A 6,206-nucleotide genomic window follows, 5' to 3' on the forward strand; every position below is an offset into this window, starting at 1 on the left:
GTCTCAAGCAACAAATGTTGAGGTAGAATCCCCAGCTAAATTTCAGATTTACTATAATACTGTCCTTTAAAATCTACTCAAATCAATGCCCACTGAATTGGTGGTTATTGGGTAATTAATATCTAGATGCCAGCGCTCATATTGAGGCTGGTATTCCAGTTTTTATCTATCAAAAAGAGAGCGATGGAAGGCTACAGTACCCCAGGGCAAACGCATCTAAATTACTCCTGATCACGACCAATCTTAAAAACCAACGAAAAAATCAGCATTTCTCGTTTGATTTGTTTTCCAAGCCCAAAGCGATCGCCAAAATCTTTGTCAATAAGCAGCAATTAATGCGACTAATTTTAAGCTTATTGATAATCAAAGGGTCTTGTTGACATGATGCGTTTGCCCTGTACAGTACCCCGTCCTCAATCAAGTAGGAAGTAGGGTAGGGGTAGATAGACAGGATTATTTTATGGATTTGATGCCCATCTTATAGCTTTTCCTAATCAAATGAGGTATTTCAGAGCAAGCTCTCGAAGAGCAGGGAGGTGTACACACAAGTTATCTAATTACCCAAAAGTCCTCCAAAACCTCACCCTGTCTTATCTTTAATCCCTCTCCTTAGTAAGGAGAGGGACAGGTTTTACGTAGTAAAACCAGGGTGAGGTATCTCAGGGGTTATGAGACTTAACCGTAAATTGCACTTGTGTGTACACCGTAGCTCGAAGAGCTCTTAGGGGTTGGGGGTGAGGTTCTGTACCTACTCAACTGAGAACCGCTATAATTCTCACCTAAGAAACTCTGAAGGAGTCAGATAGGCATTGGTTTGCCTATTTTTAATCGGTGGAGGTAAGGTACTTTTAGAAGCTATGGATTGCGGCGGGATTTGATATCGGTTTCCCCAACCACCATTCAAGTCTTCCGGTTGCCGACGAGGTGGTATTGTTTTCCCCGTAGGTAGGGGTACTGTTAAAGTTTGGCTAACTTGTAAATATTTTTCACCTTCGTTAGTAAAGCGAATCAACTTGCTTTCAAGCTTTTCAAGCTTTTCAAGCTTTTCAAGCTGTTGATTTTCTAACTTCAACTTTTGAGAATTTTGATTATCTGGCTGTTCCGACTGAGTAGCAGGATCGAAAATAGCTACAAATGTAACGCCACCTTCTGGAAACAGTCGTATTTGTGCTGGATTTGCTTGCCAGACCTCTTGGAAACTACCATTGGGTGAAACTTGCCACAGATTCAGCGCAGCCTCCCATTGTTCCTGTTTCACTTCCACAATTTGACGAGCCAGAATTGAACGGTTAATGTTCTTGTCTGAATTGAGTAAGGCTTCTGTTTGTCCTAATACTGGACGCAAATAACGCACAGCGCCCACTGTAATCTTACTAGATTCGGGCAGATTGGTACTACCGACGATATTGTATACACCTTTACTTGATATAGGTTGTATATCTCCGATTTTCATTTCCACCTTTTCTTGTGCTTTTTGAATACAGCCATAACTGGCAGCTAAAAGTATTAGGCAAGTGCCTATCTGGATATTAGTAGGATACAAAGCTTTAAATTTGGTCAAAATAGTCTTAAAATCAAATTTTTTCATGATAAAAGGCAGTTTAGCCGATTTATTTGCAAATAGCTCAGGTTTTTACCTATTATGCCCAATTTATTTTTGAAAATAACAAATTTTATCGACTCTTAATCAATTATTTGAAAATTGCAAACTTTATTCAATCTAGTGGTTAATACTCATTTAGTTTGCTAAAGTAGCGACATTGAATAACCTAAATATGTAGTTGTTACCCAACTAGGCTGATGAGGCAAACAGTACCCGATTGTTATAAATTTACTTTTCCAAGCCAGTACCACAAAGTTTATCCACTGCTTTGTACTGTCGCCGTCTCGATTTGCTGGGTACTGGCAGTGAGCGAAAAATCTTCAGCTCAAGTCAACCCATCTCAGCTAAAGACTATCGACTACCAATTGGGTTTAGCAGAACCGCTACCAGTGTCTAAATTACCCGTCAATAAGAGTCAATCTCAGTCAGGGTGGCAAACATTGCCGCCTCCACGCGTAACCACTGGTGTAGCAGCTGCACCGATCGCTAATCCAGTGTTGAAAGTTGTGGAACCCAAACCAGTCAACGATCTTCAACAGATGGAGAGTGCCTTCATCCAGCAGCAGGTAACTGGAAAAGCCCCGGCAGCAGCACGTAGTTCTGTTGCACCACGAGTGACAGTAGGTGGAGACACTTCTAACCTTAATTTAGGATTGCAGGGACAGATGAACGGCTCCGTGCCACCACTCGCCAACTTGTCTGCAACACCAGAATCAACTGCACCAGCAGCACCAACTTTTAATCAACTACTCAGTTCTCAAACAGCCCCCCTGTCAACACTTCCCAACTCGGATGCAACGCAAGAATTCACTGCACCAGGAGTAGCACCAACTTTTAATCAACTACTCAGTTCTCAAACAGCCCCCCTGCCACCACTTCCCAACTTGCCTGCAACGCCAGAATTTACTGCACCAGGAGCACCAACTTTTAATCAACAATTACTCAATCCACAGATAACACCATCAGTTCTCGGTACGACTCCCACTCCAAGCACAGCAGTGCCAGTTACCCCATCAATAACTACTCAACAACGTCGCCAACTGACCAGCAGTAGTTTAAGGGAACCCTCTTTACAATTTCAAGGAGTTTATATTACCCAAGGCGGCGACACCTCAGCGCGGGCGAGAGTGACCGGAGTCTACCCACTGTCTCCTCAAGCTTTGATTGGTGCAACCCTGGACTTAACAAGCCAAGGCAGCAACAGCAACTTAGATGACTCCCGAAAAGATGGTTTGAACGTCAACGAGCTTTATTTGGCGACTTCACTAGCAGGAGTACCTAATCTGCGGTTTGTGATCGGTCAAATAGATTTAACGTCTTATTTTGATCGCAACAGCTTTGCTAAAGATGGAGCCAGTCAATTCTTTAATCCAGTGTTTCAAACTAACCCAGCACTGGCGGCGACAGGAATTAGTTCCCGCACTGGCTTGTTAGCCGATTGGAGTATCACCGACAATATTGAAGCCAAAGCGGCAGTCTTTTCATCAGCAGACAAAATCGGTGACTTTTCTTTAGATGGATTTGCTGGCGAAATCGGCGTCCGTTACGGCAATGCAATTATTCGTGGTACTTATGCCAGCGATCGCGACGCCGGTGTTCGTGATAGCTTCCTTGAAAGCTATAGCATTGCCAGAGGTAACAATCAATTTGGCCCTGATAAAAATGATCGCGAAGAAGCATACGGCCTCAACGCCGAAGTCTTTATTCCCAATCTGAAGTTAGGTTTGTTTGGGCGCTATGGTCGCTACGAAAACCGCACTTTAGGAGAGGGTGCAAATACTTACGTCTTAGGAGCTAGTTTTTTGGATCTGTTTACCCCAGATGACCGACTAGGAATAGCTTATGGACGCGCTCTCTCTAACGATCGCCTCCGTCGTGGAGATCGTCCTGATGTATTGGAAATGTTCTATGATTTTAAATTTCTTGACAATCTACGGCTAGGCTTTTCGGTTCAAGCGCGTGATGATTTCTCAGAAACAGTCTTCGGTATCAGGGTGAAATCAGAATTTGATGTCACTCCCAGAGGGAGAATTACTCAATGAGTCAAAACAATATAGATAAAAGGCAAAAGGGAAAAGCTAAAAAAATTAAATATCGTTCTCTTTTTAGTTGTTCATTTTTCCTTTTTACTTACTTGCTAACTATGCCACCTTTGGTCAGCATTGCCCCCGCTCAAGCACAGAGCTTATCAGCATCGGCACAAAAGGGTTTTGCATTCTTAAAAAAAGGCTTGATTAATGATGCGATCGCAGCCTTCCAGCAAGCCCTCAAAACTCAACCGCAATCTTCCCAAGTTAGGTTAGGATTAGCGATCGCTTATCGCAAAGCCGGACGTATTCCCGAAGCTTGGAGTGCTTATCAACAAGTACTGGCGGCAGACTCCAACAACCAACTAGCTTTAAAGACACTTGGTATATTAGCTACTTATCGTCCTGAGTGGAACTTAAAAGGAATTGAGACTCTGACAACTTTATTAGAGTTAAATCCTAACGACTCAGAAGGTCGTCATTACCGTGCTCTACTCTACTCTTATCAAGGACGATTAAGCGAGTCCCTGGCAGATTACCAAATCGTGCTGAACAACAACCCCACGCCAAAGGCAGTCGTTGATGCAGCTCAAACTTATAGTTACAGTGGGGATTTTCCTAAAGCACTGGAGTTGTTTAACCGCTACCGCACCACTGGCAAAGCCATTACAGATTATGCAGCACTAGCCTATGGTCGCACCTTACGAGAAACCGGCAATCCTGGAGGGGCAGTACAGGTGTTAGAAGCGCAGTTGCAGCGCTCTAATAAACTTAACGAAATGGGGTTTGAAACCCGTAAAGAACTAGCTGTAGCATACCTTGCCAATCAACAACAAGCTCAAGCGTTGGCGGTTTTAGATGTATTACAGGGAAGGCCAGATGCGATTTTGCCCTTAGCGCGATCGCTTAATGAAATTCGCAAGTACACCAATAACCCCACCCTCACCCAGCAAGTCTTCAATCTCTACGGTCAAGCACTCCAAACCGATCCCAACCCTTCCCCCAAACTACTGCGCGAAGTCGCTGATGTCTTTACTGGGTTCCCCGAAGGACGACAAACAGCACTGCAACTGTATCGACGCGTGGCGTTAGAATTTCCCAACGATCAAAGTCTGGTGGTGCAGCAATTAGCTTTGGAAAATCAGCTAGGTTTACTCGGTAAAAATGACTTGAAACAGCGTTTGGCTACTGCAATACAATCAGCGCCGAGCGATCGCGTACAGTTGCAACAGCTAGCTAATGCTTTAGTGAACATTGATGTTCCCGACCCAGAATTTTTACCTGTGTACCAAAATCTTTTACAAATGGGGGTGAACGTACCATTTTTGAATTTCCGGGTGGCGCAAATGTATGTGCAGCGCCAAGATTTGAATGGTGCAAGGCAAGCTTTGGCAGCTTACACAGCTACTCCCGCAGGTGCTAAAGACCTCGCACCCCAATTACTAGCAGCAGAAATTGAGCGTCGTGAGGGTAGTCTCGAAGCTAGCGCTCAACGTTACCAAGCTGTGCTTGCTAGCAAGCCAAATAATAGCGATATTATTGATGCTGCTTTGGGCGGACTGGCTGGAGTGCGACTGCAACAAAAGCGTTTTGATGAGGCTGTGACAGTTTATGACCAATTGATAGCTCGCAATCCTCAAAATTTGTCGATTCAACTAGGGCGTGCTAGTATCGCCTATCAAGCCAAGCGGATCTCCCAACCAGAAGCAGAGGCAGTTCTCAACAATTGGTTAGCTACACAACCTGCAACCAATACTCCTCCAGAACTATACAGTTTGCTAGGAACGCTGCCTACTGATCCGCAAAAAGAAGCTTTATATAGTTATCTGCTAGAAGCTGATCCTACTTCCATACCACTACAACTGCGCCTATTACAAGTGATAGCAAAACGCAATCCTGCCCAAGCACAAGCGCGGATGAAGCAGTTGATTGCCCGTATTCCCAACACTTCTGACTCATACCAGTTGCAGGCAGAGTTGGCTCGATCTGTAGGTGATTTAAATTTGGCTAGCAGTACCTATCAGAATATTTTGGCGCAGCAACCAGATAACATCGATGCCCTAGCGGCTTTGGGTGGAATTCGCTTTGAACAGCGCCGCTTTGAATCGGCACAGGAGATTTATGCTCAAGTGTTGGCACAAAAACCGGAAGACAAAGGCACACGCCGCGCCCTTGCTGGATTGAATGCGATTTTAGATCAGCCTTTGACAGCACTGGCACAGTTAGAACAACTACAACTAGAAGCAGCCGCAGAAGGAGGAAACGATAGCGATGCATCTCGGCAAATACAGCAAATTCAAACAGACTTTCTGCTACGACGAGGATTTCAACCCCCTTGGGAAGACTATCAACGTCGAAACAGAAATTAGCGATCGCTTAAATCTTTTACAAATCAAACTGTTCTTAGGATGTGGTACTTCCCAAAAGTGGCAGCTATTACCTGCCTGATTGGTTTATCTGCCTGTGTCTCTAGTTACTCGGCAGCAAACCCCAAAACGCCGGATGAGCAAACTCCGGTAGCAAACGTCCCCACTGAAGGTAGTAGTCAAAATCTCACTGGATTATTAACCGATCTT

Annotated in this window: 3 protein-coding genes; 2 read left to right on the forward strand and 1 reads right to left on the reverse strand. The window is 44.4% G+C overall.

The window, feature by feature from the left end:
* Positions 1–775 precede the first annotated feature (775 nt).
* Complete coding sequence (locus tag LC574_RS21880) at positions 776–1,561, reverse strand: hypothetical protein (protein WP_229455598.1); 786 nt, start codon at positions 1,559–1,561, stop codon at positions 776–778.
* Positions 1,562–1,800: 239 nt separating this feature from the next.
* Here LC574_RS21880 and LC574_RS21885 point away from each other — a divergent pair, with 239 nt between their 5' ends.
* Positions 1,801–3,645 (forward strand): carbohydrate porin, encoded by a 1,845-nt coding sequence (locus tag LC574_RS21885; RefSeq protein WP_229455599.1) that lies wholly within the window; start codon positions 1,801–1,803, stop codon positions 3,643–3,645.
* The gene (locus LC574_RS21890) at positions 3,642–5,999 is read left to right on the forward strand and encodes a tetratricopeptide repeat protein (RefSeq protein WP_229455600.1); all 2,358 of its coding nucleotides are present in this window, start codon (positions 3,642–3,644) and stop codon (positions 5,997–5,999) included. The genes LC574_RS21885 and LC574_RS21890 overlap by 4 nt, the downstream gene beginning before the upstream one ends.
* Positions 6,000–6,206: the final 207 nt, after the last annotated feature.

Origin of the sequence: Nostoc sp. CHAB 5715, from assembly GCF_020829685.1 — a bacterium.
GTDB lineage: Bacteria > Cyanobacteriota > Cyanobacteriia > Cyanobacteriales > Nostocaceae > Nostoc.